The 25,153-nt window shown below is 39.4% G+C and carries 23 protein-coding genes; 11 read left to right on the top strand and 12 right to left on the bottom strand.

From position 1 onward, the window contains the following. Positions 1-22: 22 nt before the first annotated feature. The 7 genes from BLQ05_RS08440 to BLQ05_RS08470 are packed head-to-tail and all read right to left on the bottom strand — an operon-like array spanning position 23 to position 7,146. Positions 23-811 (bottom strand): TrmH family RNA methyltransferase, encoded by a 789-nt coding sequence (locus BLQ05_RS08440; RefSeq protein ID WP_035654679.1) that lies wholly within the window; start codon positions 809-811, stop codon positions 23-25. Positions 812-856: 45 nt separating this feature from the next. After that, positions 857-2,188 carry a DUF58 domain-containing protein gene (locus BLQ05_RS08445; RefSeq protein WP_035654674.1) on the bottom strand — a complete coding sequence of 444 codons (1,332 nt, stop codon included), beginning with the start codon at positions 2,186-2,188 and terminating at the stop codon, positions 857-859. Further along, entirely contained in the window at positions 2,188-3,255 is a 1,068-nt protein-coding gene (locus tag BLQ05_RS08450) for an AAA family ATPase (RefSeq protein ID WP_023576973.1), read from the bottom strand. The genes BLQ05_RS08445 and BLQ05_RS08450 overlap by 1 nt, the downstream gene beginning before the upstream one ends. 1 nt (position 3,256) lies before the next feature. Then, positions 3,257-4,447, bottom strand: coding sequence for a DUF4350 domain-containing protein (locus tag BLQ05_RS08455; RefSeq protein WP_023576972.1), 1,191 nt, complete (start codon positions 4,445-4,447; stop codon positions 3,257-3,259). Next, positions 4,448-5,236: a hypothetical protein gene (locus BLQ05_RS08460; RefSeq protein ID WP_035654671.1), complete on the bottom strand. Its 789-nt coding sequence runs from the start codon at positions 5,234-5,236 to the stop codon at positions 4,448-4,450. Then, the gene (locus BLQ05_RS08465; protein WP_035654669.1) at positions 5,229-6,182 is read right to left on the bottom strand and encodes a hypothetical protein; all 954 of its coding nucleotides are present in this window, start codon (positions 6,180-6,182) and stop codon (positions 5,229-5,231) included. Before BLQ05_RS08465 ends, BLQ05_RS08460 begins: the two co-directional genes overlap by 8 nt. Next, positions 6,166-7,146 carry a stage II sporulation protein M gene (locus BLQ05_RS08470; RefSeq protein WP_023576970.1) on the bottom strand — a complete coding sequence of 327 codons (981 nt, stop codon included), beginning with the start codon at positions 7,144-7,146 and terminating at the stop codon, positions 6,166-6,168. Before BLQ05_RS08470 ends, BLQ05_RS08465 begins: the two co-directional genes overlap by 17 nt. Positions 7,147-7,166: 20 nt before the next feature. Between BLQ05_RS08470 and BLQ05_RS08475 the strand changes: the two genes are divergently transcribed. Together BLQ05_RS08475 and BLQ05_RS08480 are read left to right on the top strand one after the other, a co-directional pair. Next, entirely contained in the window at positions 7,167-7,913 is a 747-nt protein-coding gene (locus tag BLQ05_RS08475; protein WP_023576969.1) for an RDD family protein, read from the top strand. Continuing rightward, positions 7,913-8,515, top strand: a complete 603-nt coding sequence (locus BLQ05_RS08480; protein ID WP_035654667.1) for a trimeric intracellular cation channel family protein — start codon at positions 7,913-7,915, stop codon at positions 8,513-8,515. Before BLQ05_RS08475 ends, BLQ05_RS08480 begins: the two co-directional genes overlap by 1 nt. On the opposite strand, the gene BLQ05_RS08485 is transcribed toward BLQ05_RS08480, so the two are convergent. Further along, positions 8,512-10,290 carry a T9SS C-terminal target domain-containing protein gene (locus tag BLQ05_RS08485; RefSeq protein WP_035654664.1) on the bottom strand — a complete coding sequence of 593 codons (1,779 nt, stop codon included), beginning with the start codon at positions 10,288-10,290 and terminating at the stop codon, positions 8,512-8,514. The two genes, BLQ05_RS08480 and BLQ05_RS08485, sit on opposite strands and share 4 nt — an antisense overlap. Before the next feature lie 127 nt (positions 10,291-10,417). Here BLQ05_RS08485 and BLQ05_RS08490 point away from each other — a divergent pair, with 127 nt between their 5' ends. Genes BLQ05_RS08490 through BLQ05_RS08505 form a run of 4 tightly spaced genes read left to right on the top strand, consistent with a single transcriptional unit; the run spans position 10,418 to position 14,285 of the window. Then, a complete protein-coding gene (locus tag BLQ05_RS08490; RefSeq protein WP_035654662.1) occupies positions 10,418-11,365 on the top strand; it encodes a GNAT family N-acetyltransferase in 948 nt (315 codons plus the stop codon). Next, entirely contained in the window at positions 11,362-12,441 is a 1,080-nt protein-coding gene (locus BLQ05_RS08495; RefSeq protein ID WP_023576966.1) for a DegT/DnrJ/EryC1/StrS family aminotransferase, read from the top strand. The genes BLQ05_RS08490 and BLQ05_RS08495 overlap by 4 nt, the downstream gene beginning before the upstream one ends. Continuing rightward, positions 12,441-13,010: an acyltransferase gene (locus BLQ05_RS08500; RefSeq protein WP_035654660.1), complete on the top strand. Its 570-nt coding sequence runs from the start codon at positions 12,441-12,443 to the stop codon at positions 13,008-13,010. The genes BLQ05_RS08495 and BLQ05_RS08500 overlap by 1 nt, the downstream gene beginning before the upstream one ends. Continuing rightward, positions 13,011-14,285 carry an O-antigen translocase gene (locus BLQ05_RS08505; RefSeq protein ID WP_143000926.1) on the top strand — a complete coding sequence of 425 codons (1,275 nt, stop codon included), beginning with the start codon at positions 13,011-13,013 and terminating at the stop codon, positions 14,283-14,285. It abuts the gene before it with no gap. Positions 14,286-14,298: 13 nt separating this feature from the next. Here the strand turns inward: BLQ05_RS08505 and BLQ05_RS08510 are convergent, their stop codons facing one another. After that, a complete protein-coding gene (locus BLQ05_RS08510) occupies positions 14,299-15,177 on the bottom strand; it encodes a glycosyltransferase family 2 protein (protein WP_023576963.1) in 879 nt (292 codons plus the stop codon). Positions 15,178-15,231: 54 nt separating this feature from the next. Between BLQ05_RS08510 and BLQ05_RS08515 the strand changes: the two genes are divergently transcribed. Together BLQ05_RS08515 and BLQ05_RS08520 are read left to right on the top strand one after the other, a co-directional pair. Next, entirely contained in the window at positions 15,232-16,311 is a 1,080-nt protein-coding gene (locus BLQ05_RS08515; protein ID WP_023576962.1) for a glycosyltransferase, read from the top strand. Continuing rightward, entirely contained in the window at positions 16,301-16,693 is a 393-nt protein-coding gene (locus BLQ05_RS08520) for a sugar 3,4-ketoisomerase (protein ID WP_035654657.1), read from the top strand. Before BLQ05_RS08515 ends, BLQ05_RS08520 begins: the two co-directional genes overlap by 11 nt. On the opposite strand, the gene BLQ05_RS08525 is transcribed toward BLQ05_RS08520, so the two are convergent. From BLQ05_RS08525 to BLQ05_RS08535, 3 genes are read right to left on the bottom strand one after another with little or no spacing between them, the layout of a single operon-like run. After that, positions 16,690-17,841: a glycosyltransferase family 4 protein gene (locus tag BLQ05_RS08525; protein WP_035654652.1), complete on the bottom strand. Its 1,152-nt coding sequence runs from the start codon at positions 17,839-17,841 to the stop codon at positions 16,690-16,692. The genes BLQ05_RS08520 and BLQ05_RS08525 overlap by 4 nt on opposite strands. Further along, on the bottom strand, positions 17,838-18,740 hold the full coding sequence (locus tag BLQ05_RS08530; RefSeq protein WP_035654651.1) for a glycosyltransferase: 903 nt from the start codon (positions 18,738-18,740) through the stop codon (positions 17,838-17,840). The genes BLQ05_RS08525 and BLQ05_RS08530 overlap by 4 nt, the downstream gene beginning before the upstream one ends. After that, the gene (locus BLQ05_RS08535; RefSeq protein ID WP_023576959.1) at positions 18,740-19,423 is read right to left on the bottom strand and encodes a cell division ATP-binding protein FtsE; all 684 of its coding nucleotides are present in this window, start codon (positions 19,421-19,423) and stop codon (positions 18,740-18,742) included. Before BLQ05_RS08535 ends, BLQ05_RS08530 begins: the two co-directional genes overlap by 1 nt. Positions 19,424-19,687: 264 nt before the next feature. Between BLQ05_RS08535 and BLQ05_RS08540 the strand changes: the two genes are divergently transcribed. From BLQ05_RS08540 to BLQ05_RS08550, 3 genes are all read left to right on the top strand, one after another. After that, entirely contained in the window at positions 19,688-22,702 is a 3,015-nt protein-coding gene (locus BLQ05_RS08540) for a tetratricopeptide repeat protein (RefSeq protein ID WP_023576958.1), read from the top strand. A 109-nt stretch (positions 22,703-22,811) separates the two neighbouring features. Next, on the top strand, positions 22,812-24,563 hold the full coding sequence (locus BLQ05_RS08545) for a TonB-dependent receptor (protein ID WP_035654650.1): 1,752 nt from the start codon (positions 22,812-22,814) through the stop codon (positions 24,561-24,563). Between the two features lie 116 nt (positions 24,564-24,679). After that, complete coding sequence (locus BLQ05_RS08550; RefSeq protein ID WP_023576956.1) at positions 24,680-25,129, top strand: hypothetical protein; 450 nt, start codon at positions 24,680-24,682, stop codon at positions 25,127-25,129. Positions 25,130-25,153 lie beyond the last annotated feature (24 nt).

Consider the following 25,153-nt stretch of genomic DNA (forward strand, 5'->3'; position numbering starts at 1 on the left):
TTCCCTTTTCCCTTTCCTAACCTTAAAACCCCCTTTGTCTTTTTGCTTCGAAGAGTAATATCGCAGCCGCAACCGAAACATTCATCGAATCGATTTCACCCTGCATCGGGATAATGATGTTTTTGGTACTCGCATTTCTCCAGGCTTCCGTTAAACCTGTGGCTTCCGTGCCCACGACTAAGGCCGATGGCGTAGTGTAGTCCTGCGTATGATAGGAAGTCGAATCCTGTAACGTAGCGCAATAAATAGCAATGTTTTTTTCTTTCAGATAAGCGATAACGTCCTCAGTGGAACCGATCGCGATTTGTCGGGTAAACAAACAACCAACACTCGAACGCACTACATTCGGGTTGTACATGTCGCTTTTCGGGTTGGCAATGATTACCGCATCCAGATTAGCGGCATCGGCAGTTCGTAAAAGGGCACCAATGTTTCCCGGTTTTTCGGTCGCTTCGGCAACTAATATCAACGGGTTGTTGGATAATTTTAAATCCGATAGCTGTAACGATTTGGTTTTAGCTATGGCCAAAATTCCTTCGGTAGTGTCGCGATAGGCTAATTTCTGATAGACTTCTTTGGAAATTTCAATCAGTTCGACTTTTTGTCGGGTGAGTTGTCGGATCTCGGTTTCGGAAATCAATTCCGGCAGAAAAAGAATCGTTTCCAATTCATAACCGCCTTTTTGAGCGAGCATGATTTCGCGCTGCCCTTCAATTAAAAACGTGCCGGTTTGTTTTCGGGTTTTCGCTTTTTCCTGAAGTTGCACTAAGGATTTGATATACGGATTCTGAACGGAAGTAATTTGTTTCATTTTGATGTAGCTGAAGGACAAAATTAAGGAGTTATTCCGAACATCTTACAAAATTCCCCTCGCTTTAATTTCCAGATATTTGTTGATGGTATCCAATGTAAGGTTTTCCGGTTGGGTTAACACCGAATAAATGCCGTATTTCTTAAGTTCGTTTACGATCAGTCGTTTTTCGAAAGCAAATTTTTCGGCAATCGTCTGATCATACACGTCCTGAATGGTCGTTGCCTTTTTGTTGATCAAGTCATTTAATTCCGTGTTGCTGAAGAACACCACTACTAACAAATGGTTTTTGGCAATCCCTTTCAGATAGGGCAACTGGCGGTGCAATCCGTCAACGGTTTCGAAATTGGTGTACAGTAAAATCAGACTGCGGTGGTTGATGTTTTTCTTAATGTCCACATACAAACGGCTGTAATCGCTTTCGAAGAAATTCGTTTTGATGTTGTACAGGTTTTCCAGAATCAGATTCATCTGCGACTGCCGGCGTTCGGCGATAACGCGGTTTTCCACTTTTTTCGAGAAGGAAAACAGTCCGGCTTTGTCGCCTTTTTTCAGAATTACATTCGATAAAACCAAACTGGAATTAATCGCATAATCCAGCAGACTCAATCCGTTAAACGGCATTTTCATCACACGGCCTTTGTCGATTACCATATAAACCGTTTGCGATTTTTCGTCCTGAAACTGATTCACCATCAGTTGATTGCGTTTGGCCGTCGCTTTCCAGTTTAAAGTTCGGATGTCGTCGCCCTGAACGTATTCCTTAATCTGCTCAAATTCCATCGTATGTCCGATGCGTCGGATGCGTTTCAAACCGTATTGTAACAGATTGTTGGAAAATGCCATCAGATCGTATTTTCGTAACTGAATGTACGATGGATAAGTAGGCACCATCTGATTGTTGGCAAAGGTAAATCGGCGTGAAATCAGTCGTAACGGGGAGGAAATGTACACATTCAGATTGCCGAAGAAATATTCCCCGCGTTCCGTAGGACGTAATTTATAACTGAAATGGTCTTTTCCGTTCGCTTCCAATTTGCGGTTGATTTCGAAATTGCGCACCTGAAACTGAAACGGAATTTCATCGATAACCTTAGCTAATACCGAAAACGAATAGTGGTTTTTCAGTTTGACGGAAATTTCGTTTTCATCGCCATTGGAGAATTTTTCCGGAGTATTTCGGGAGGCTTTGATGTCCTGTTTTGTTGCGAATAAAAGTAAGATGTCTACTCCGGTAAACGTTACCAGTAAAAGTACCAATAGCCAGCAGACTTTGTACAATCCCGGGAAAAAATAAGCCAAAACAAATCCGGCTATGATGCCCAAAAGCACATAGAAAAAAAGCGTGTTGAGGTATAGTTTTTTAAAAAATTGCATTAGCGCGGAATTTCTACGGTATCAATAATCTGACGGATGATTTCTGTGGAAGTGATGCCTTCCATTTCACGTTCCGGCGTAACCATCACACGGTGTTGTAATACTGGAACTGCAGCGTCTTTAATATCTTCCGGCGTAACGAAATCACGTCCGCGAAGGGCTGCGAAACCTTTGGCTGCGTTTAAAATCGCAATCGAAGCTCGTGGCGAAGCACCCAAATATAAGAACGCATTTTCACGGGTATTCATTACGATTTTGGCAATGTATTCCACCAAATGACTTTCAATCTTGATTTGCTTCACCAAACGCTGGTAGTTTCCGATTTCGATTTTGGAAAGAATCTCACGGATGTTTTCCAGTTTGTTTCGGTCCTGCAACTCGTTTTCTTTTTGAAGGATATGAATTTCTTCGCTCAGATTCGGATAATCGATGCTGATTTTGAATAAGAAACGATCCAATTGCGCTTCAGGTAAACGATAGGTTCCTTCCTGTTCAATGGGGTTTTGCGTGGCGATAACCAAAAACGGGGCGTCCATTGGATACGCTTTTCCGTCAATGGTAATCTGACGTTCTTCCATCACTTCAAACAGTGCTGCCTGAGTTTTGGCAGGAGCACGGTTGATTTCGTCAATCAGAATGAAGTTGGAGAAAACCGGTCCTTTTTTGAACTGGAATTCCGATTTCGACAAATCAAATACCGACGTTCCGATGATATCCGACGGCATCAAATCCGGTGTAAACTGAATGCGGCTGAAATCCAGCGCCAACGTTTTCGATAATAATTTGGCGGTAATCGTTTTGGCAACGCCCGGAACCCCTTCCAAAAGCACGTGTCCGTTAGACAAAACAGCAACCAAAAGCTGATCGATCATTTTTTGTTGTCCAACAATAACGGAACTTAACTCGTTTTTGATTTCTGTGACACTTTGTAACAATGGCGCCAGATTGATTCGGGTTTCAAAGTTGACATTCTCATCTGAAGACGGTGTAATTTGTGTTGTCTCACTTGAAAATTCAGGGTTTGAATTTCCGTTAAGCGGGTTGTGGTTATTTTCGAAAGTATCCATATTACTTTAATTTATCTATTGCTTTACTGATTTCGATTACGTCTTTTTCTGTACTCGGCAGATTATTTCGGTGTCTTTTTATTAATCGTACGATGTTTTCTATGTCGGCTTTGTCTTTACCGGTTTTCTGATGCAGGCGATTGATGAACGTCTCGTCTAGGTTGAAGGTGTCAATCAGATAATCGGTGCGTATTTTTTCCAGAAAATAAATGATTTTTTTATCAATGATGATATGATGATTGCCTTCCTGAAGGTATAAATTTCCGATGGTTTTGGTGAAATCCACCGTGGTATTCTGAAGCGGGACTTTTATCGGGATGATGCGCTGTCGTCGTTTGGCATTGAAAACCATAAAGATAGTCATTCCGATCAGGAACAGGTACCATGCCCATTTTAAGGCGGGCTGACTCAGGATGTACCGCATCGGTGAGCTGGACAGTTCTTCGTTTTTAAAACTTTTGGCCTGCCAATAGATGTTTCCTTTCGGGATGTAAGAAAGGATGTCGGCACAATACTTGGCATTGTTTTTATGCAGCAGGTAATAATTTGAAAAAGCAGCCGGTTGGGTGTGGAGGTAGAAATTTCCTCTTCCGTAAGGTACTTTTACGAAATTAATGTGTTTTGCGGTATCGATTTCCTGATGTCCCAAAACGGTAGCGTTTACCGTGTCGATTTTATTGAAATAGGAGAGACTGGCTCCTTTTTTAAAGGTGTAATTTTTGTGTTTGAAAGCATCGTTGGTCAGATTGAAATGCAGACTGTCCGATAACGAATATTGGTTTCCGAAATCGGTATTCAGGGTATCCATCAGTTGTTCCGGAAAATCTTTCATACTCAGAAATGCCGAGTTCCCGTGCTCCACAAACCAGATTAATTCGTTTAAGGAAGTTTCATCAAATTCGTTGTTTTCAGAAACAAGCAACAGGGTTCCTTTTATGCTGTAGGTCGAATCGGCATAACTGTATTTCGGATCCAGAAACTCATAGAGCGTACTGCCGAAGCGTTCCACTTTCTGATCTTTAAACAGTGTAGTACTTTCTTTGTCGAAAACATGAAGTCCGAACGGAATCTTGTCTTTTGTGGCATACGTGGGCGACCAGTCAATCGGTTTGGAACGGTTGGCGTCAATAACCATAATTCCGATGATAATCAGCACAAAAAACGCAATGTATATTTTGAGAGTTCTGTTCATTTATATCGAATTAATGGTTTTAACAAAAGCTTTTTCGGCTTTATCAAACAACGCGTCGTCAATGGTAAATTCGCCATACCAACTGTAATCATAGATGTACGAAAGGTACTGGAAATCTTCTTTCAGGGCATTGCGTTTGATTTCATAAAGGTAATCGGAATTGGTTTTTTCAATATCCCATTCGATTACGCCATTGTCCGACATGCGTTTCAGTAACCATAAATAGTAATACCGAATGGACAATCGGTGGTTGTTGGCGGCTTTGCTTTTTTCGATAATGGTTTTAAAATCGATGCTGTGAATGTCCTCTTCCGAAAATTCAGTCGTACTGATTTTCTTTTTGGATGATTTTCCGAAAATCCATTTCCCTTCTTTGTTGATAATCGTTTTTACAATCAGATAGACTACAAAAAGCACAATCAAAAGGGCGATTGTTTTAAGTACGATTTCAAAAACAGTTACATTTCCTTCCCCTCCGAAAGAGAAAATTCGGTCCAGCCAATACGCCAGCCAGGCTTTGAAATTATCCCATCGTGACGTGTCTTTCAGTACCGGTTCGTATTGAAATTCTTCTGCGGTATAGTCCTTTTGAAAATTTTCACGGAAAGATTTCGGCTGAATACTTTCGTTGTCTTCGTAAATTTCAAAATCTTCATTTGTTGCTTTTAACAAGTCACTTTTGACTGTTTTAACAACCTGAACGGCTGTATCCACAACAATTTCGTTCTCCGTTTGGGAAAAAACTGAAAGGCTTAAAAGGAGTAGTATGTAAAGTAGGGCTTTATTCACTGTAGGTTCCGATCAGATCGATTTCGCTTTTAGGGGTGTTGTTTTCGTTTTCTTCACGCAGACTGTAATAAATGATGCCTTGGTTTACCAATATGAAATTCTGAAAAATAAAGTTCAGCAAGAGCGATAAAATCATCGTAATTCCCATCATTAACATCAGGAAAGAAAACTGTTCCGACTGAATGTTGGGTGAGTTCTGACCTTCCAATGTTGTGAACATGGAAAAGACTCCTATCAGGTACGGAATCATCGATACGAATCCCACAACAATCTGCATGATAAGATACATTATGGCTGTGGAACCTACGGAGGGCCAGAATTTTTGTTTCAGCAGACTGAATCCGTTTCCTAACGCTTCAAAATAACCTTTATCGGTCGATATGTAATCGTAAAAACTCAATGAAAACCAACACATCAGTGCCGGAATGATTATGAATAACAACGGAATCCCAATCAGAATGAAAACCAAGGCAAAACTAAGTACCATTGCAATCATCATAATCGGAACCAAGACAAAAAGGGAAGCGATAAAGAAGATAACGATTTTTCCGATTTTGCTTTTGATTACCTTAATAATATCGTTGGTTGAAAAAGTGCTGTTCTTTTCCAGTAATTTCATATAAGCCACCGGATAAGCATAACTTAAAATGCTTAGGAATACCGCAACCACAACAGTCATTATACTTAAAGTTATAAACAATTCCAGATTGTTGTTCATGTAATGATCAATGGTATTGTTTGTACCGCCAAGTCCTCCGTTAAGATTGGCAAACAATCCTTCGAAAAACACGTTCATAATGAAATAAACCAATACCAATAGGACGAGTAAAAAACCTCCGTTTATGATGAAATAATTTCGGAAGTAATGTTTACCGTTCATTTTAAAGAACGTAAAGGTGTCGCCCACCAATTCGCTGAAGTTTCTTTTCTTAAAGAGTTGGAACATGATTTTTATTTGTTTTTCGGTTAACAATGAACGGGTACACTAAAAAATAATAGGCGATAAGCGATAACGTTCCCAAAATGATGAAAACGTTTAAGACTCTTGGCATGTCTATCGAATAACGGGTAATAAACCCTTCGAGAAACCCTGCTGCTATAGTGAAAGGAATAGTGCTTAAAAATATTTTCAGACTGTTTTTGAATCCGGTTTTGAACGAATTGAGTCGGGAATACGTTTTTGGGAACAGGATGCTCGCACCTAAGATGAATCCGCAACCGGCTTCCACCACCATACCGAAAATTTCCATCGCTCCGTGAATCCAGATACCGCGAACGCTTTCCCAAAACACATTTTCCTGATAGAAAAAATACTGAAACGACCCCAGCATAATCGAGTTCTGAATAAGAACAAAAAAAGTTCCGACCCCGGCAAAGATTCCGTATACGTAACATTTTGCGCCCACAATAAGGTTGTTTAACGTGATTCCGATGAAACTTCCCCAATTGCTTCCGCCTTTATAAACTGCCACCGGATTGCCTTTTTCGATATTTTCCAACGTCATGTTCACGTAGGAATCGCCTAAAATCAGCCTCACAAAAGTAGCATCGTTATGCGCGGAAATCACACCGATTCCGGTGCAAAGGAAAAACAGCAGGAAAGCATAAAGGAGGTACCTTCGGTATTCGTAAACGAGCAGCGGTACTTCGGTTTTGAAGAAATACACCAGTCGGTTGGTTTCCTCGCGTTTGGTTTTGTAAATTTTCTGATAAATCTGAGAAGCGAGATGGTTTAGGTACACCACCGTTTTACTTTTGGGGTAATACGTTTGCGCATACGACAAATCATTCACCAAATGAATGTACAAACTGGCCAATTCATCGGGATTTTTTTTAGCTTTGCCAAAAATAGCCTGTTCAAATTCAAGCCATTTTTCTTTATTTTGTTTTATAAACGCAACTTCTCTCATTGGAGGCTAAAATATGAAATATGTCAGAATTATCAATAACGACAACACAAAATGTGAACATTAATTTTCAGGCGGCTTCGGTTGGCGATCGTATTGTTGCCCAATTGCTTGATTTGTTGGTAAAAGCGGCTTATGTTATTGTAGTGTATTTTATTTTCTTTTATCTGATCGGATTAAACGAATATTTGGATGGTGCCGACAATTGGTCGGTAATGGCTGTAGTGATGCTGTTCGGGTTGCCGGTGATTTTTTATTCGTTGGTTCAGGAAAGTCTGATGGAAGGACAAACCTTCGGAAAGAAAATAATGAAAATCAAAGTGATTAAGTTGGACGGTTATCAGGCTGGCTTTGGCGATTATCTGATGCGCTGGCTTTTCAGGTTAATTGAAATCAGTATCGGAAGCGGAATCATTGGTTTGATTGCGATTTCCCTAAGCAGTAAAAATCAGCGATTGGGCGATATGGCTGCCGGAACAGCGGTTATTTCACTAAAGAACAATATCAATATCAATCATACCATACTTCAGGAAATTGATGCCGATTATGTGCCAACCTATCCTTTGGTAATCAAACTTTCGGATAACGATGCCCGAATTATTAAGGAAACGTTCGAATCGGCTTTAAAAGCGAAAGATTTCAAATTGATTTATAAACTGAGACAAAAGATCGAATCGGTAACCGGAATCAAAAGCCAGTCCGACAGCGATTCGGAATTCATGAAAACAGTTTTGAAAGATTACAATTACTATACCCGAAACATGCAATAATGTTTGAACTACTCGATATTTTAGGAACCATGGCGTTTGCCGTGTCCGGAGCGTTAACGGCCATGAACAAAAAAATGGATCCGTTCGGAGTGCTGATTATTGCTTTTGTGACCTCGGTGGGTGGCGGAACGTTGCGGGATGTGCTTATCGGAAGAACACCGGTAGGCTGGATGCTGAATATCAACTACGTTTATGTGATTTTAATTGGTTTTGCCTTGGCGATGGTCTTCCGTAAAAAACTCGACCGTTTTAGAAAATCCATGTTTTTGTTTGATACGATCGGGTTGGGCGTTTTTACGTTAATCGGATTGGAAAAAGGGCTTGAAAAAGGATTGGAACCCTCAGTTTGTATTATTCTGGGTACGGTAACGGCTTGTTTTGGCGGCGTGATTCGGGATATTTTGTGCAATGAAATCCCGGTGATTTTCCGCAAAGAAATTTATGCCACCATTTGTATTATCGGAGGTCTTTTCTTCTTTTTTCTGAAAAGTCTTGAAATTCCGGAAGACGTATTGTATCTGATGACATCCATGATTATCATCGCCATCCGACTAATGGCCGTAACATTTAAATGGTCGTTACCCACCGTCGATAAAAATTAATGATTCAGATACAAATAGCCATTCAGCGGTTTGGGATAATCGGGATCGTTCAGGTATAGAATGTAAAAGTAAGTGCCGTCCGGTGCCTGTTTGCTCCCGATGCCGTCTTTTATGAATCCGTCCCATTCCGGAGTAGCATTATCGCCACTCCATACTTCTTTTCCCCAACGATTGTATACATAGAGTTTGAAATTTACAAAAATATCGTACAACCCTTCGATATGAAAGGTGTCGTTCATGCTATCACCATTTGCGGAAACCGCATTGTAAACTATGGGTGGACAGTTTTTCGTTTGCAATAGCACGGAAGTAACCGAGAAACAGTTCTGGTCTTCTATCCTTACAAAAATCACTTTGGGAAGTTGGGCTGTATAATAATTTGTTGTATTGGTTATGCTGTTGATTCCCAAGGCGGCATCCGAAGCGTTTTCGTGGAATGTTACGATTTGTGAAGGTCTGGTTTTTACGGCATCTTCATAATCTGAAAAGTCAAAATAAACCGGATTTAAACCCAAATTACAGGTTTCCAATGTCGGTAAATGATTGAAAGGTGGCGAAACCAGAAGATTTATGATTATGGCATCGGAATTGTTATTTTCAAAGAGCTCCGTAACAGCACCAATTTCATCAACAACAATCTGAAGGGTGAAAGCATTGGGGATTTCCGCCGGAATTGTTATTGTTTGTGTCAGGGTAACACTGTCGCCAATTTGTAATATGGCCGGTGTTACATTAGTACCCACCAAAATGCCGTTTGCATACACGGATATACTGGTGTTAGCGGGCAAAGGATTCGTAGCGTTGAAATTATTAACGCTGTATTCAATAGGTATTTCTCTTACGTTACAGTCAAGCGAATAGTTGCCAAAAGTAACGGTAGCATCCGGTAACTGGCTGTTGAATTTTGTGACAATAGCATTAATCATAACAAAATCCTGTCCGGAGGTAAGTCGTATCGTTGCTTCGGTATCACCAATCCGGATGTTGTTCTCGACATTGTAAATATCCAGATCCATGTTGTAAAGCACACTGCTGTTGGTACTGCTGTTGGTTCCGTTAAACGCATTATTGGCAGGGTTTAAAGGAGGATTGCCGATTAATGCCGAGTTGATGAACAGGTTTTCCGAGACCCGAATGTTTTCATCACCTTCCCAAGCCAGAAACCCGATTTTCGCATCCTGATTGTCGATTACATTTAAATTGTCCAGAAGGATGTTTATTTCATTCGGGACACCCTGCAATCCGTCATAAATATTCAACTGATTTAACGGCAAAGCGTTGTTTTTGTATACCACGATCAAAGCCCAGCCCGCAAAATTGGTTCTGTTACCGTAATACCGTGTAATTAAGGAAGTCAAATCTAAATCCGAAAGCGTATAAGTGCCGTTTCCTGTACTTTGCACCAATGAAGTCACATCTGAAAAAGCACTGAAATGAGGTAAGTTGGAACTCGTCTGAATAATGGAAAAAGTACGGTCTGGCACAATATCGACATTATTCAGCTTTACATTAAAATCACCGGTTCCACAGCCGGCCCAATATAAATAGGCGGATTCAATGACATCACTGGGAGTTAAAGCAAGTGTTGCCGAAGAGGAAGTTAAAATTGTCGGTACAGGCTGATAGGAATTTTCAAGTGGATTCAAAGTATTGCCAACGAAAGTGAAATCATACCGTCCGTTAAATTGCCGGTAAAGACTTACGTCCTGACCTGAAGCAGAACAGAAAATCATCAAAATAAGCAAATGGAAAAAGTAATGTAGTTTTGGTTTCAATAGCAATCCTTTTTTGTTAAAAGTAATAAATATTTGGAAACAAGAACACGCAGCGAAATAAAAAACAAAAAGGCTTATTCTTTATTTGGTTAAAAATTAGTACTTTTCCGAAGTTTATCAAGGCTTTGTGAAAAACTATACCGTCCGAAAATACCAAAAAACCGATTATGCGCTCTGGAATGATTTTATACATCAGGCCAAGAATGCCACATTCCTTTTTCATAGGGATTTTATGGAGTACCATTCCGATCGTTTTGAAGATTTTTCACTGCTGGTTTTAGATGGAACGAAACTGGTGTGTGTTTTACCGGCCAATAGAAAAGGGGATGAGATTTTTTCACATCAGGGGTTGACCTACGGAGGATTTGTAACTCAGGAGAAACTCAAATCGGAAGCTGTTTCAGCCGTTGTTGACGCAGTAATTGCATTTTTAAGGGAACAACAGTTTAAGAATTTGTTTTTGAAGCAGTTACCTACTTTTTATGCTTCGGGAGGCAAGCAGCAAACCGATTGGTTCCTTTTTCAGCGTGGAGCCGTCCTGTATCGAAAAGATATGAATCTGGCCGTTAATTTAAATCAGCCGTTGACTATTTCCAAAAGCAAATTGAAGCACTTCAGACGGGTTAGCGAGTTTGATCTTTCCTATAAACAGACAGACGATTTCGCATCGTTTTGGAATCTTGTTCTTTTGCCCAGATTATCTGAAAAATACGATGTAAAACCGGTACATTCATTGGAAGAAATTGAAAAACTACAACGTATTTTTCCGCAACAGATCAAACAGTTTTCGGTGTACCATCACGATGAAATTGTAGCGGGTATCACTGTTTTTGAATCGGATTGGGTTGTCAAGTCGCAGTATGGCGCCACTACGAAGCTTGGTGAGCAATTGAGAGCGCTTGATTATTTGTTTATCCATTTATTGGAACACTATCAAAAGCGGGGCAAGCATTTTTTTGATATGGGAACGGTCCATGAAAACGGTGGGCAAAACGTTAATTGGGGATTGCTTAACCAGAAAGAAGAATTGGGGTGCAGCGTTTACAATCAGGATTTTTATACATTAGAATTATGATTCCTTTTTTAGACATAAAAGCCATAAACGAACCTTTTGAAATCGCTTTTCAGGAAAAACTGAAAGATTTTTTAGCGACAGGCTGGTATATTTTAGGGGATGAAGTGAAAGCTTTTGAAGTGGAATTTGCGGCCTATTGCGAGTCGACATATTGCGTGGGCGTTGGAAATGGTTTAGATGCCATTATTCTGACTTTCAAAGCCTACATCGAAATGGGATATCTTCAGGAAGGGGACGAAATCATTGTTCCGGCCAATACCTACATCGCTTCGATTTTGGGAATCCTTCATGCGGGTTTGGTGCCTGTTTTAGTAGAACCCAACATAAATACATATAACATCAATCCGAAGGCTATTGAAGAAAAAATCACCGCCAAAACCAAAGGCATGCTGATTGTTCATTTGTACGGTCAGTTGGCTCCGATGGATGAAATCATGGAAATCGGATACAAGCATAATTTACTGATAGTGGAAGACGCGGCTCAGGCACACGGACTTCAATTCAAAGGCAGTCATGCGAGAACCTTCAGTTTTTATCCGGGTAAAAATTTGGGTTGTTTGGGCGATGGCGGCGCTGTAGTAACCAACGATGAAAAACTCGCAAAAACCATCAAATCGCTTTCCAATTACGGTTCACAACAAAAATATTACAACGATTATTTGGGGTTCAATTCCCGATTGGATGAACTTCAGGCCGCCTTTTTGAGAATTAAATTGCCTCATCTGAATGCTGAAAATGACAAAAGAAGAATAATCGCAAAACGCTATTTGTCGGAAATAAAAAATGATAAAATAATTTTGCCTTTTCAGGAAGGTTCCGATAATCATGTGTTTCATTTGTTTGTTATCCGAACGCCAAAAAGAGACGAATTGCAACAATATTTATCAGAAAACGGTATTCAGACCATGATTCATTATCCGATAGCGCCACACAAGCAAAAAGCGATGAAAGACTACCATCATTTATCCTTTCCGATAACGGAACAAATTCACCGGGAGGTACTGAGTTTACCGATGAGTTCGGTTTTAAAAGAAGGTGAAGTTACTCACATTATAAAAATCCTAAACGCGTATTAATGGGGATTTTAAGAAAAATAAAGACCGTCCTTTTTGTCAGCCTCCGCATTTGGAAGTACAAAGCGTTGTCCGACTGCAATTCGGTTTCCGGAACACCCGAAATCGCTTATCCTGTTTTACTGAAAGGCGCTGGAAGCATCCGTTTTGGGAATAAGGTAAAAATAGGCGTGGAGTTGTCCCCTGGTTTTTATTCAGGGTACGGCTATATCGAAGCCAGAAACCCGGAAAGCAGTATCGAAATTGGGAATAATGTCAGGTTAAATAATGGGTTTTCGATGGTGGCCCTGCAAAAAATAACCGTTGGCGATAACGTGCTTGTCGGACTTAATTTTGTGGTTTCCGACAGTGATTTTCATCATTTAAAGCCATCCGAAAGATTCCATCAGAATCCGCCTTCTGAACAAGTTAGCATAGGAAACAACGTTTTTATAGGTTCGGATGTAACGGTTTTAAAAGGCGTAACGATTGGTGATAATTCGGTTGTGGGAAGCAATTCGGTTGTTACGAAAAATGTGCCTGATAATGTAATCGTGGCGGGAAATCCGGCCCGAATAATCCGGGAATTGTAAGTGAGTTTTTTTCGCGAAAATAAGCTGATTAAAGTCCTGTCGATGAACTCGTTTTCCATCGGCATCAATTTTATTTTAGGGATTGTTTCGGTTCGTATTGTCGCACAGTTTCTCGGGCCTTCCGGGATGGCGTTGATTGGAAGTTTCAGGAATTTTACAACGTTGTTCAAATCGTTGTCGACTTTGGGCGTAAATGCTTCTTTGGTACGTCTTTTCGTTGAAAACAAAAACGATAAAAGCGAGCTGTCAAAAATATATTCCACTTTTTTTTGGATTTTTATCATGATTTCCGTGGGTTTGGGATTGCTGATTACCTTGTTTTCAGGATTCTTGAGCCGTTTGCTTTTCACTACTTCTGATTATGCTTTCGCCATTCGACTTTTCGGATTATTATTGCCTTTTATTGTTCTGAACACCTTTTGGATTGCCGTTTATAACGGGTTGCAACAATTCCGTAAAATCGTTTTCATTCAGATAGTGTCTTCTGTTTTTACTTTTGCGCTTACGGTAAGTCTGATTTATTTCAAAAGGCTCGAAGGCGCTTTAATTGCCACAGCAGTTTCAGACATTGTTTTGTTGATAGTAACACTTTTGTTTGTAATAAATAACAAAGAATATTTCCAATTTGATTTGCAGAAGATCATCAGCAAAAAGTACTTTTCGGTTATCGGAAGGTTCTCGGTGATGTCTCTTTTGAGTGCCATAATCGTACCGCTGACCTTAATTTCCATCCGAAGTTTATTGATTGAGACCCATTCTGTTGAGAAAGCGGGAATATGGGATGCGGTAAACCGAATATCCGGATTTTACATGTTGTTTTTCAGTTCCGGACTTTCCTTATACTACATGCCAAGGTTAGCCGAATTAAAAACGGATTCCGAATTTATAAACGAACTCAAAAACTATTTCAAAACACTGGTGCCGTTGTTTCTGATTTTAGTGGCCGGAATATTTTTTTTCAAGGATTTTATTGTCAATCTCGCTTTAACCAGAGAGTTTTCAGAAGTGAAGGAAATCATTATCTGGCAGCTTTTGGGTGATTTGCTGAAGGTGATGAGTCTGGCTTTCGGGTATCAGATTTTAGTAAAAACGATGATGAGGCGCTATTTTGCCGTGGAGATTATCTTTAATGTTGCGTATTTCGGTTTGGCGTATTTTATGATTCAGTCAGAAAATGTGGCAGGAGCGGTAAAAGCCTATTTCTTTGCCAATATCATTTCTTTCGTTTTGATGTTGGTCTTGTTTAGAAAACTTTTAAAAAAAAATCTTAACTAATTAAAATCTGATTTTACATTATACTTTTCCATCTCACTTTCATTTCCAATAGTAAAAGCTTGCCCGTCAGTACAAAGTTTCGGGAGGTAATGAATTTGTATAGTTCAAAGCGAATGCGGCCTAAAAGCGCTTTGTGTTCCTCTTTTGTGCGATTCAATTCGAAAGCTTTTTTCAGGATTTGGTAAGTCGATTGGTTTAACCGTTTGGATTTTTTACTGTTTTTCTTTGTGAAATGAGCGCTTAACGAAGTGGGAAGTTCCCTTTTCTTAACTAAAATTTCCGGGATGTATTCAAAATCAAATACCCGTGAAGCCCTGATCCATAAATCCAAATCTTCATAGGCCAGGTTTTCATCATAATAACCAATAGTCTCAAAAACGGTTTTCTTTACCATCGACGAAACAGAGCAGATTTTCGTGGTACGGCCAATTACCATTTTATAAATATTTCCGCTTTCCGGAGTGTCTTCTGCAGTATAATAATCGTTTAAATACGAACCTGCTTCATCAATCTGAATAAGGTTTCCATATACAATTCCCAAATTGGGATATTTACTGTTTTGAAATGCCGTTATTTGCCGTGAAACACAATCCGGAAGCAATACATCATCGGCAGCCAAATCAATAATATAGTCTCCTTTGGCATGTTTTGCCACAGTATTGAAAGTTTTGGTATTGCCTAAGTTTTTTTTGTTTGAAAAAAACAGAATGGTAGGGTGGTGTTGCAGCCAATTCTCTATGACAGTAACCGAAGCATCGCTGCTGCAATCGTCGGCAATCAGCAGTTCAATATTCGGATAACTTTGATTTAGGACTGATTCAAGCGCTTCCACTACATAGGCCTCATGATTGTAAGCCAAACAAATGACACTAACTAGCGGAAAGTTTTGCATATTGGGTTTTTAAAACTATTTTTATGCTAAAATAAGAAACCTAGTCAGAACTGAATGGCAAACGCTCAAAAAAAGAAACTTAAAATTGCACTTGTAGGCTACAAATTGGCCGAGGGCGGTTTGGAACGGGTATTCAGTTCAACTTCAAGCATATTTCATTCTTTAGGTTTTGAGGTTCATGTTGTTGTCTTGGAAGATCAGGTGGAGTATGCCTACGATGGGAAATTGGTTAACTTCGGGAACTACTCCAAATATCAAAAATACATTCGTTTACAAAAATATCTTGCCCAACAGAAGTTTGATTATGTTATTGATTTTCGTCACCGTATCAATCCTTTCATGGAATTGGTTTTCACGTATTTTATTTACTTTAAAATGAAGACCATTTATACCATCCACAGCAACAGATTGGAAACGTATTTGACCGATAAAATCCGGATAGCGAAAATTTTACTCAAAAAAGCACATAACGTTGTTGTGGTTTCCACCGCTTTGAAAAACAAGTTGGCTGCGGAATATCATTTTGATAAAGCAGTCGTTATCTCAAATGCTTTTGATAATGAAAAAGTTGATTTAACTTCTTTGGAAGTACCGCTTTCTTTCGATTATTGTATCGCAGTGGGAAGACTGCATAAATTAAAACAATTTGACAAACTGATAGAAAGTTACCGTCAATCGGTTTTACCGGAAAAAGGGATTCATCTGGTTGTTTTAGGAAAAGGAAAAGAGGAACGTTCTTTGAAAACACTCATTAAAGACATGCAATTGGAAGCGTTTGTCCATTTGGTTGGCTTTAAGGAAAATCCTTATTTTTACATAAAAAACGCAAAATTTTTGATGCTTTCGAGTTTGTATGAAGGTTTTCCAATGGCAATTTTGGAATCGTTAAGTCTGGGTCGTCCCGTGATTTCTTTTGATTGTCCGACGGGTCCTAGTGAAATGATTGTCGATGGCGAAAACGGTTTTTTGGTGGAAAACCAGAATTTCAAAGCTTTGACTTCCAAAATGAATACCTTTGCGCAAGACGAGGTTTTGTATCATAAATGCCGTGATAAGGCAAAGTCCAGTGTTTCTCAATTTGAAACAAAGGAAGTTGCTAAAAAATGGCTGCAATTATTAGAAAATGAAAAGTAGCATCATCAGGATACCCAAAATAGAAGACCCAAGAGGGAATCTTTCCGTAATTGAAAAAGACGTACTCCCTTTCGAGATGAAACGGGTTTATTATTTGTATGATGTGCCAAGCGGGGCAGAGCGAGGCGGACATTCGCATAAGGAACAACAGGAGTTTTTAGTGGCGCTTTCCGGAAGTTTTGATGTGATTTTAAACGATGGGCATGAAGAGCAGACCGTTACCTTAAACAAGCCGTTTGAAGGCTTATTGATTGCAAACGGAATCTGGCGGGAACTGAAAAACTTTTCATCCGGTGCAGTTTGCTTGGTCGTGGCTTCCGAGGTTTTTGAAGAAGCGGATTATATCCGTGATTTTGAGGAGTTTAAAAAGAGTGTCGTTTAGCTCTTTCGGAGTAACATATCGTAAACACTTCTCAAATCCTTAAAATGATTTTCAAAGGATCTGTTTTTTACAAATTCAGAGGCATTGGTTTCCATTTCATTTTTCAGATTATCATCGCGTAGTAATTTTTCAATCGCTTCTTCTAATCTTTTTACATTGCCAAAAGGAAATACCAAACCGCTGTTACTTGATTTTACTTCGTTAGCTATTCCTAAAAGACTACTGATAATAACGGTTTTCTTAAAGGCAAAACTTTCCAGAATAACATTGCCGTAGGATTCTAAAATCTCGCTCGGCATAATGGTAAACTTTGCTTTTGAATACAGGTTTGCAAGTTCGTTACGGTCTTGAGTTCCTAAAAAATGCACGTTTTGAAGCTTGTTTATCGAAACATAGTTTTCAAGTGCCTTTTTTTCGGAACCGGAACCAACAATCATCAGTTTTTCGTTTGGGAATTTCGCAGCAGTGTTTTTAAATGCTTCCAAAAGAGTGAGTACGCCTTTTTCTTTTTCCAATCTTCCCACATAAAGCAAATAATCAGACTTTGTTTCAAGGGATTGATTGGTCAGTAAAGCCGGATTTGCCAAGGTTTTCCCGGGAACTTTAAAATGGCTGGCTATGAAATGGGTTAAATTCTCTGAAGGCGTTAAAAAATAACAGATATGCCTTTTTATGATTTGCTTGTGATAGTATTGTCTTAGATACAACAAACTGTCAAATAGAATGTTTTTTTTGGGATGATGGTGTAAGATGCAGTCCAGTGCACTTTCGTGACGGGTAAGAATTTCGCCTTTATCGGTTAACATGTAGTTTTTCGGACAGATGTAATAATAATCCCTAAACGATTGTAAAACAGGGATGGACTTTGATGTGACATATTTCATGAAATGCGGAGTGACCGGCACTCCAATACTGAAACAATGAATTAAATCCGGTTTGAACGAATCAATTTCGGCTATAATTTCTTCGGTGATTTCACGATTGTATAATTTCTGGTACCAGCTTGATTTTTTTGTGTCCTTCCCAAACCACTTGAAAACCATATCCGAATCGTTTTTCTGAGCATAATCAATCAATTCCTGCAGGTAGTTTTCAACGCCTCCAAGCTTGTTTTTGCTGCTAAAATTATTGATTAGTAAAACTCTCATTTTGTCGGTTGCTTTTGGGTGTCAAGAGAACAAAAACTGCCCAGTTTATACAAGTCCAGTACGATTAAACTTGGATTGTGAGACGTAAGATTCGAAAGCATTCGTTTTGAAAGTTTTCGGAATAAAAAAGCAATGCCCTTTTCTAAGCCTAAATGGCGCAATTGGGAATAGGTTTTACTAAGTCTAGTGTCTTCGTATGTCAGCTCTTTGTTTTCAAGCAGTTGTTTTAAAGTGCGAACCGCTTTTTCGGTTTTCTGAATAAAAACGATACTCTCTTCATTATTAAAATGGATTAATCGATTTTCAATATGTTGAATATTTACGTTTTGCGTTTTTAATTTTTTTATGAAAACAACATCTTCATAACCGTATTCTTTAACCGAAACCGGAAAAGGATTTTGCGACAGAATTTCTTTTTTTACAAGTAAGTTCCAGGTAAAAACAAAATGATACGGGTTTTTTAAACGCGCTTCGATTGTGATGCTTTCGCGTTCCTTTCCATATTTCCATCTAAGTAATTGTTCGCTGTTTGGTTTCGTTTCAGGATACCCAACACCTCCGAAAACGAGCTGAGTTTTATCTGAAATGGATTTAATAAAAGGTTCCAAATAATTGTCATTTTCAGGAAAAGCATCAGCTTCAAGGATTAAAACGTAACCGAATTTGGCTTTTGAATTTAAAGCATTGATGTTATTTCCTCTTCCAAGATTTTCAGGGTTTAAAGCATAAACACAATTTTCCAGGGAGTTGATGCTTTCATTTTCTTTTAAAAATAAAGTACTGGCATCATCCTGAATCAGAATTTCATAGGGAATGGAAAGTGAATTGGCCTGTTTTTTTAATTCCGTAACCAATGGATACACATTGTAGTTGTATGTTGGAATTAAAATGGAAATCATTACACCGATCTTTGAACCACTTCAAAAATTTTACCGTCCTCACATTTCAGTGTTTTGGAAGGGAACTTCATTAGTAACGCATAATCGTGCGTAGCCATAATGATGGTTTTTCCGTTCTGGTTGATTTTTTTCAGCACTTCCATCACCTCCACACTGGTTTGGGGATCAAGGTTTCCGGTTGGTTCATCGGCAAGAATTAATTCGGGGTCGTTCAGCAAGGCACGTGCAATGGCAACACGTTGTTGTTCTCCTCCGGAAAGCTGGTGCGGCATTTTTGAGGTCATCGATTTCATGCCCACTTTATCCAAAACCTCTTCGATTTTTACCTGCATTTCTTCTTTTTCAGCCCAGCCGGTCGCTCTCAGAACAAATTCCAGATTGTCGTGTACATTTCGATCCGGTAAAAGTTTGAAATCCTGAAAAACAACACCTAGTTTTCTTCTTAAATACGGAATGTCATTTTCTTTCAGGGTGTTTAAATTGTAATCCACAATAGTCCCTTCGCCTTCGGTTAAATCCAAATCGGCATATAGGGTTTTCATCAAACTACTCTTTCCGGAACCCGTTTTTCCAATCACGTAAATGAAATCGCCGGATTTCACATCAAGATTAACGTTAGATAAAATGGGGTTGTTTTCCTGATATATGGTTACATCTTTTAAAGAAAGAATTGTTTGTGACATGTTGTATGATTTTGTTTTGGTAAAAGTAATAAGTACAACGAACTTAATCAAAAAAAAGTATAAAAGTTTCTGAGTTACGAAGTTTCTGAGTTTCTGAGTTTCAGGGTTTCAAGGTTTTAAAGTTTCAGAGTTACTCAGCTACTCAGAAACTTAGTTAAAACTTTGGCTCGAAATTTGTTGAAAACATCCATAATAAACGAATGAAATTCCGCGTTATTACCACAAGAATTTGATATATTTGAATTTTAAATAAAGCCAAACACTATGCGAAAATTGAACAGGTTTCTTTATACCTCTCTCATTTTAAGTGCCATAAATCTCTCAGCGCAACAATCAAACATCTACACTCATGAATTAACCGACTTCGACAAAGCGGTTGCTCTCTATAAGGACAAGCAGTATCAGGCTGCCCAGATTTTGTTCAGTAAAGTCAAAACCACCAGTTCCAATTACGAAGTAAAATCGGATTGTGCCTATTACAGTGCCAATTGTGCAATTCGTCTGGAGCAATCCGGTGCCGATGCCATGATGGAGGATTTTGTGAAAGACTATCCAACCTCTTCCAAACAAAACCAGGCGTTTATTGAAGTGGCGCATTATTATTTCGAACAGGGGAATTATCCGCAGGCATTAAAATATTTTGACCGTGTGGAAGAAGGTTCCATGACCAATGAAGAGCGCGAGAAATTCAATTTTCAAAAGGGATATTGCTATTTTTCGGCTAAGAATAAAAAAGAAGCCGACAAGTATTTCAACAAAGTGGCCAATTCCAAAGAATTCGGTTCCCAGGCGAAATATTACTTAGGGTACATGGCTTACGAAACCGACAATTACAAGGAAGCGACACAGTATTTCGATCAGGTGCAGGACCAGGACAAATACAAGGAAAAAATGTCCTATTTCCAGGCGGATATGAATTTCAAATTAGGGAATTTTCAGAAAGCCATCGATTTGGGTGTGCCGCAATTGTCGAAATCCAATGCCGAAGAAAAATCGGAGCTCAATAAAATCATCGGGGAAAGTTATTTTAACCTGAAACAATACGATAAAGCGCTTCCTTACTTGTTGAACTACAAAGGCAAAAAAGGAAAATGGAACAACACCGATTTTTACCAATTGGGATATGCCTACTACAAGGGCGGTGATTACGAAAACGCCATTGCGCAATTCAATAAAATTATTGACGGACAGGATGGTGTGGCGCAAAATGCCTACTACCATTTGGGAGAAAGTTATTTAAAAACCGATAAAAAACAACAGGCTTTAAATGCTTTCAAAACCGCTTCGGAAATGGAGTTTGATGCCAAAATTCAGGAAGATGCCTATCTGAATTACGCGAAGCTGAGTTACGAAATCGGAAATCCGTACCAAAGCGTACCGGAAGTGTTGATGGGCTATCTTAACAAATATCCGCAAACCGCTTACAAACAGGAAATCGAAAACCTGTTGATCAATTCGTACATCACGTCTAAAAATTACAAAGAAGCCTTGTCGCTTTTGGAGAAAAACAAAAATCCGCAAAACCGTCCTGCCTATCAGAAAGTGGCTTTTTACAGAGGATTGGAATTGTATACCGACGGGAATTATAACGAGGCCTTAACATTGTTTAAAAAATCCATAGCCGAACCAAGAGACGCCAAGTTTACTGCCCGAGCGACTTTTTGGAAAGCGGAAACCGAATACAATCTGGATCAGTTCAGTGAGGCTTTAATCGGATTCAAACAATTTACGGGTTTCACGGAAGCCAAAAACGTCCCGGAAGCCAAAAATGCCGATTACAATTTGGCATATACCTATTTCAAACTGAAAGAATACGAAAGTGCTGCCAAGCATTTTCAGGAGTATATCAATGTTTCGAAGGATGATAGAGTACGTCTCAATGATGCCTACCTGAGAATGGGGGACAGTTACTTTGTTACAGCGAAGTACTGGCCGGCCATGGATGCTTACAATAAAGCCATCGAATTGCGAAGTGTGGATGCCGATTATGCGCATTTCCAAAAAGCGATTTCTTATGGTTTTGTGGGGAAAAACGACCTGAAAATCGAAAACCTGAATTCGTTCATGAAAGCGCATCCGAAATCCAAATATGCCGATGATGCCTTATACGAATTAGGAAATACGTATGTGGCTCAGAATAACGTGAGCAAAGCGGTGGAAACCTATGACCGACTGGAAGCTGAATACAAAGGAAGTTCCTATGTTTCGAAAGCGATTCTGCGTCAGGGACTGGTGTATTACAACAACGATAAGGACCAGCAGGCTTTGGTGAAATTCAAAGAAGTGGTTGCCAAGTTCCCACGTACGGAAGAAGCAAATCAAGCTGTTTCGACGGCCCGATTGATCTACATGGACAACAACAAAGTAGATGAATACGCAGCTTGGGTAAAAACATTGGATTTTGTGGAAGTGTCGAATGCCGATTTGGATAACGATACCTACAGCGCAGCCGAAAAACAATATTTACAAAACAACAGCAAGCAGGCCATTTCCGGTTTCAGTGGTTATTTGGCCAATTTCCCTAACGGATTGCATGCCTTGAAAGCCAATTTCTATCTGGCACAACTATATTTTGCGGATGGTTTGGGAACCAATGCGATTCCGAACTACGAATACGTTATCGGAAAATCCCGTAATGAGTTCACGGAACAGTCTTTGGCGCGTCTGTGTGAAATTCATCTGAAAAACAAAACGTATGATAAAGCGATTTCAGTTTTACAGCGTTTGGAATCGGAAGCTGATTTCCCGCAAAACGTAACTTTTGCGCAATCCAATCTGATGAAAAGCTATTACGAGCAAAAAGAGTACGCCAATGCTGTAATTTATGCAGATAAAGTATTAGCGAATGCAAAAACTGATGACAAGGTTAAAAGTGATGCCCAGATAATTGTAGCACGTTCCGCAATCAAAACCAACGATGAAGTTAAAGCTAAAGAAGCCTATGCCAAACTACAGAAAATTGCCAAAGGGGAATTAGCAGCCGAAGCGTTATTTTATGATGCCTATTTCAAAAATAAAGAAGGTAAATTCGAAGCATCAAATGTTTTGGTTCAAAAACTGGCTAAAGATTATTCCGGATATAAATATTTTGGTGCGAAAGGATTAATCGTAATGGCGAAAAATTTCTACGGACTGAAAGACAGTTTCCAAGCCACCTACATTTTGGAAAGCGTAATCAAAAATTTCGCCACCTATGACGATGTGGTAGCCGAAGCGCAAACCGAACTCGATTTCATCAAAGGCGAAGAAGCAAAACGCAATTCATCCATAACGAATTAGGAAGTCAGAATTAAGAAATCAGAAAAATAGAAGGAAGAATTTAAAATATCGGAACTGAAATCATATGCAGACACTTTTCCCTTATCTCTTTTCCCTAAATCAATTAAACATGAGCAAGACATTCAAGTATATAACAGCCATTACCTTTCTTTTCATCGGATTACAAACCTTTGCGCAAAAGAAAGATGAAAACATAGGAACGGAAGTCGTAAACGTGGTAAAACCATACACCCCTACCATTTCCGATGCCTTTAAAGTGAAAGAAACACCGGTTATCGAAGACGAAACCAACACGCAGAAAGAGGAAATCAAATACAATATTTTCTCGTTTCCGGTAGCCTCCACGTTTACGCCTGCAAAAGGCAGGGCGGCTGATGTGGATAAATCGGCCAAAGAGCGCATCTTTAAAAATTATGCCACTTTAGGGGTGGGGAGCTACGGAACGGTGAATGGAGAATTATTCATTACCGAGAATTTGAGCAATACGGATTATGTGGGCGGAATGTTGCGTCACTTGTCTTCTCAGGGCGGAATCAACGATGTGAAATTAGACGACAAGTATTATAATACGGCGTTGGATCTGACTTACGGAAGCCGTACCCGTGAAATGGACTGGAATGCCGATTTGGGGTACAAACATCAAATGTACAACTGGTACGGATTGCCAACTGAATTTGTCGCGTTTACCGATGAGGTTATCAACGGAATCAGCGAACAGCAAACCTATCAGACACTTAGTTTAGGAGCGAAATTAGGGATGAAAGATAGTTTTATGAACGAAACCTCGCTGCAGTTCAAACGCTTTTGGGATTCGCACGGTTCTCAGGAAAACCGATTTTTCATCAAACCGGGCATCGATTTTGAAGTAGATAATTATAAATTCAAAGCCGATTTCGTCGCGGATTACGTAGGAGGAAGTTTCGAAAAAGATTATTCTGCCATTTCGGATATTTCATATAGTTACTTGAATTTCGGAGTTCAGCCAAGCATTTTATTGCAGCAGGACGATTTGTCGGTTCAGGCCGGAGCAGGTTTCTTTTACAGTTCAGGAAAATTCAATAATGAGACGGATGGAAAATTCTATATTTTCCCGCAGGTAAAAGCATCGTATAAATTGGTAGGAGACATCATGATTGCCTACGCCGGAGCCGAAGGAACGCTAAAGCAAAACACCTTCGCGGACTTTGTAGAGGAAAACAAATTCGTATCGCCAACATTAGCCATCGCGCCAACCAATCAGCAATATGATGTGTATGTGGGCTTGAAAGGAAAATTGGCAAATACCGTGGCTTTCAATGTTAGAGGGTCGTATATGGCGGAAGACGATAAAGCTTTCTTTATGGCCAACCCGTATGAGATTTCAAATGTGAATGTTTTGGGCTATACCTACGGAAACTCTTTCGGAGTTGTATATGATAACCTTACAACCATAAGTGTTTTCGGAGAACTTAAAATGGATTTTTCTAAAAATGTAGCTTTCGGTATCAACGGAACATTCAACAGTTATACTACAGACCAAGCCGAAGCATGGAATTTACCAAGTATGAAAGTCGGCGCAAATCTGGACGTGAATATCACTAAGAAATGGTACGCGGGAACCAACATTTTCTTTGTAGGCGAACGTAAAGATATGTTTACAACAGTTGACAGTATGGATCCGTTAAATCCATTTATACAAAAAGCTGTCACTTTAGATAGCTATTTTGATTTGAACGCACACTTGGGTTACAAACACAGCGAACGCTTAACCGGTTTCCTGAAGCTGAATAACATCGCCAACCAACAATACGAGCGTTGGATGAATTATCCGGTGCAGGGCTTTCAGTTCTTAATTGGAGCGAATTATAAATTTGATTTTTAATAGTTAATGCCACAAAGACACCAAGTCGCAAAGCTTTTTTTAATTGTTTTGTGACTTTTGTATTTATTTTTCATGTAAATTTTTTTTGTGTCTTAGCGCCTTAGAGGCAAAATAAAATGACTTTCAAACAAAAAATACTTCATCATCATTTAACCCTGCTTCAGGATAAAATTGATGTCTATCGCGACATGATTTCCGGTCTGGCCGATGATGCGCAAAATGATGCTAAAAGTTCAGCAGGCGATAAGCACGAAACCGCTTTGTCGATGATGCATCTGGAACAGGAAAAACTCAGCGCGAAACTTCAGGAAGCCCTTCATTTTAAAGAGATTTTGGGTAAAATTGATATTTCCGTCGAAAGTCAGCGAGTTGCCATCGGAAGTCTGGTAAAGGCCAACGGATTACAGCTTTTTATTAGCGCTGCCTTACCGAAAATCACCATAGACGGCATCACGGTTTTAGCACTTTCGTCGCAATCTCCATTGGGTTCGCAGTTAATGGGAAAACAGGTTAATGATGTTGTAGTTGTGAACGGTTCAAATTTTACGATTGAACATATAGCGTAATTCACTATTTTAGCAAATAAAAAT

Source organism: Flavobacterium saliperosum, assembly GCF_900100625.1.
GTDB lineage: Bacteria > Bacteroidota > Bacteroidia > Flavobacteriales > Flavobacteriaceae > Flavobacterium > Flavobacterium saliperosum.

Bases quoted from the DNA above. Each gene is read 5' to 3' on its own strand.
- BLQ05_RS08545 (WP_035654650.1), top strand. From the start codon at position 22,812: ATGAGCAAGACATTCAAGTATATAACAGCCATTACCTTTCTTTTCATC.
- BLQ05_RS08470 (WP_023576970.1), bottom strand. From the start codon at position 7,146: ATGAGAGAAGTTGCGTTTATAAAACAAAATAAAGAAAAATGGCTTGAA.
- BLQ05_RS08515 (WP_023576962.1), top strand. From the start codon at position 15,232: ATGGCAAACGCTCAAAAAAAGAAACTTAAAATTGCACTTGTAGGCTAC.
- BLQ05_RS08520 (WP_035654657.1), top strand. From the start codon at position 16,301: ATGAAAAGTAGCATCATCAGGATACCCAAAATAGAAGACCCAAGAGGG.
- BLQ05_RS08445 (WP_035654674.1), bottom strand. From the start codon at position 2,188: ATGCAATTTTTTAAAAAACTATACCTCAACACGCTTTTTTTCTATGTG.
- BLQ05_RS08475 (WP_023576969.1), top strand. From the start codon at position 7,167: ATGTCAGAATTATCAATAACGACAACACAAAATGTGAACATTAATTTT.
- BLQ05_RS08500 (WP_035654660.1), top strand. From the start codon at position 12,441: ATGGGGATTTTAAGAAAAATAAAGACCGTCCTTTTTGTCAGCCTCCGC.
- BLQ05_RS08535 (WP_023576959.1), bottom strand. From the start codon at position 19,423: ATGTCACAAACAATTCTTTCTTTAAAAGATGTAACCATATATCAGGAA.
- BLQ05_RS08455 (WP_023576972.1), bottom strand. From the start codon at position 4,447: ATGAACAGAACTCTCAAAATATACATTGCGTTTTTTGTGCTGATTATC.
- BLQ05_RS08495 (WP_023576966.1), top strand. From the start codon at position 11,362: ATGATTCCTTTTTTAGACATAAAAGCCATAAACGAACCTTTTGAAATC.
- BLQ05_RS08440 (WP_035654679.1), bottom strand. From the start codon at position 811: ATGAAACAAATTACTTCCGTTCAGAATCCGTATATCAAATCCTTAGTG.
- BLQ05_RS08530 (WP_035654651.1), bottom strand. From the start codon at position 18,740: ATGATTTCCATTTTAATTCCAACATACAACTACAATGTGTATCCATTG.
- BLQ05_RS08510 (WP_023576963.1), bottom strand. From the start codon at position 15,177: ATGCAAAACTTTCCGCTAGTTAGTGTCATTTGTTTGGCTTACAATCAT.
- BLQ05_RS08465 (WP_035654669.1), bottom strand. From the start codon at position 6,182: ATGTTCCAACTCTTTAAGAAAAGAAACTTCAGCGAATTGGTGGGCGAC.
- BLQ05_RS08540 (WP_023576958.1), top strand. From the start codon at position 19,688: ATGCGAAAATTGAACAGGTTTCTTTATACCTCTCTCATTTTAAGTGCC.
- BLQ05_RS08480 (WP_035654667.1), top strand. From the start codon at position 7,913: ATGTTTGAACTACTCGATATTTTAGGAACCATGGCGTTTGCCGTGTCC.
- BLQ05_RS08450 (WP_023576973.1), bottom strand. From the start codon at position 3,255: ATGGATACTTTCGAAAATAACCACAACCCGCTTAACGGAAATTCAAAC.
- BLQ05_RS08550 (WP_023576956.1), top strand. From the start codon at position 24,680: ATGACTTTCAAACAAAAAATACTTCATCATCATTTAACCCTGCTTCAG.
- BLQ05_RS08525 (WP_035654652.1), bottom strand. From the start codon at position 17,841: ATGAGAGTTTTACTAATCAATAATTTTAGCAGCAAAAACAAGCTTGGA.